The organism is Thermomonas sp. (genome assembly GCF_025993755.1).
GTDB lineage: Bacteria > Pseudomonadota > Gammaproteobacteria > Xanthomonadales > Xanthomonadaceae > Thermomonas.
This window is the reverse complement of the sequence record NZ_JAMQHN010000045.1, coordinates 1-1,613: the sequence shown is the minus strand read 5'-3', so window position 1 is coordinate 1,613 and position 1,613 is coordinate 1. Positions and strand designations below refer to the sequence as shown.

Sequence of the window (1,613 nt, the reverse complement as noted above, 5' to 3'; positions counted from 1 at the left end):
GACCCAGGCCGGCGAGCGCAGCAGGATCGCAAAGAGCGAGTTCTTCGCCAGCTGAAGTTTCATCGGCTGAGCTCAGCCTGCCAGTTCGGCGCGCATCGCGTCGATCACGGCCTTGTAGTCCGCCTGGCCGAAGATCGCACTGCCGGCGACGAAGGTGTCGGCGCCCGCGTCGGCGACGCGGCGGATGTTGTCGACCTTGATGCCGCCGTCGACCTCGAGCCGGATGTCGCGGCCCGTCCGTTCGATCAGCCCGCGCGCCCGTTCGACCTTGCGCAGCGCCGAATCGATGAAGCTCTGGCCGCCGAAACCCGGGTTCACGCTCATGATCAGCACCAGGTCGACCTTGTCGATCACCCAGTCCAGCACGTCCAGCGGCGTCGCCGGGTTGAAGACCAGCCCGGCCTGCTTGCCCTTGCCCTTGATGAGCTGCAGCGTGCGGTCGACATGTGTGCTGGCGTCCGGATGGAAGCTGACGAGGTCGGCACCGGCCGCGCAGAAGGCCAGGGCCAGCGCATCCACCGGCTGCACCATCAGGTGCACGTCGATCGGTGCGGTGGTGTGCGGGCGCAGCGCCTGGCAGACCATCGGCCCGAAGCTGAGGTTGGGCACATAGTGGTTGTCCATCACGTCGAAATGGATCCAGTCGGCGCCCGCCTCCACCACCCGGCGTACCTCGTCGCCGAGCCGCGCAAAGTCGGCCGAGAGGATCGAAGGGGCGATGCGGTAGGTGCTCATGGCGCGGATTCTAGAATCCGCGCCATGAACCGCCTTCCGATCTTGCTTTGTTCGTGTGCCCGCGCCCGGCTGCCGCGCAGCCTGCGCCACGGACCGGCGGTGCTCCATTGAGCCGCCCCGAGTTCCGCTGCAAGGTGCGCGTGCAGTACCTGCCCGAACAGAGTAGCCTGCCCGACGGCCCCTTTGCCTTCGCGTACACGGTCACGGTCCTCAACACCGGGGACGTGCGGGCGCAACTCGTCGCGCGCCACTGGGTCGTCACCGACGCCGCCGGCCATCGCGAGGACGTGCGCGGCCTGGCCGTGGTCGGCCAGCAGCCGGTGCTGGCACCCGGCGAACATTTCGAATATTCCAGCTGGACCCGCATCGCGACCCCACGCGGCACGATGCGCGGCACCTTCTTCTGCATGACCGAGCAGGCGCATCCCTTCGAGGCGCCGGTGCCGGAGTTCGTGCTCGCGCGCAACCAGGCCTTGCACTGAAGGGCCGGCGATGGGAACCGAAGCCCTGATGATCGCCATCAGCGTCGCCGTGCTGGCGTCGTACTGGTTTTCCCACCTCGGGCGCGTGCTGCGCTTCCCGTCGGTGGTCTTCCTGCTGCTCGCGGGCCTGCTGCTGCGCGAGGTCACCGACGCGAGCGACGCCACCGTGCTGCTGCCGCCCGGGTTGCTGCCGGTGCTGGGCACGATCGGTCTGATCCTGATCGTGCTCGAGGGCGGCCTGGACCTGAACCTCAAGCCCGGGCGGCGCAAGTTCCTGCTCGCCACCTTTGCCGCCGCCACACTGGGCGTGTTCGTGACCACCGCGGCCCTGGCCGCCGCCCTGCACTACGGACTGCACCTGGACTGGCCGATCGCCACGCTGCTGGCCGTGCCCTT

General features: G+C 68.6%; 3 protein-coding genes. 2 read left to right on the top strand and 1 reads right to left on the bottom strand.

Features of this window, described 5'->3' with window-relative positions; genetic code table 11:
* Window positions 1-72 precede the first annotated feature (72 nt).
* Complete coding sequence (gene rpe, locus Q0X16_RS03345; RefSeq protein ID WP_297830630.1) at window positions 73-735, bottom strand: ribulose-phosphate 3-epimerase; 663 nt, start codon at window positions 733-735, stop codon at window positions 73-75.
* A gap of 107 nt (window positions 736-842) precedes the next feature.
* On the opposite strand from rpe, the gene apaG reads away from it, so the two are divergent.
* Together apaG and Q0X16_RS03335 are read left to right on the top strand one after the other, a co-directional pair.
* Window positions 843-1,217 carry a Co2+/Mg2+ efflux protein ApaG gene (gene apaG, locus Q0X16_RS03340; protein ID WP_297830628.1) on the top strand — a complete coding sequence of 125 codons (375 nt, stop codon included), beginning with the start codon at window positions 843-845 and terminating at the stop codon, window positions 1,215-1,217.
* Window positions 1,218-1,227: 10 nt separating this feature from the next.
* A partial coding sequence (locus tag Q0X16_RS03335) for a cation:proton antiporter (RefSeq protein WP_297830626.1) occupies window positions 1,228-1,613 on the top strand: 386 nt, incomplete at its 3' end.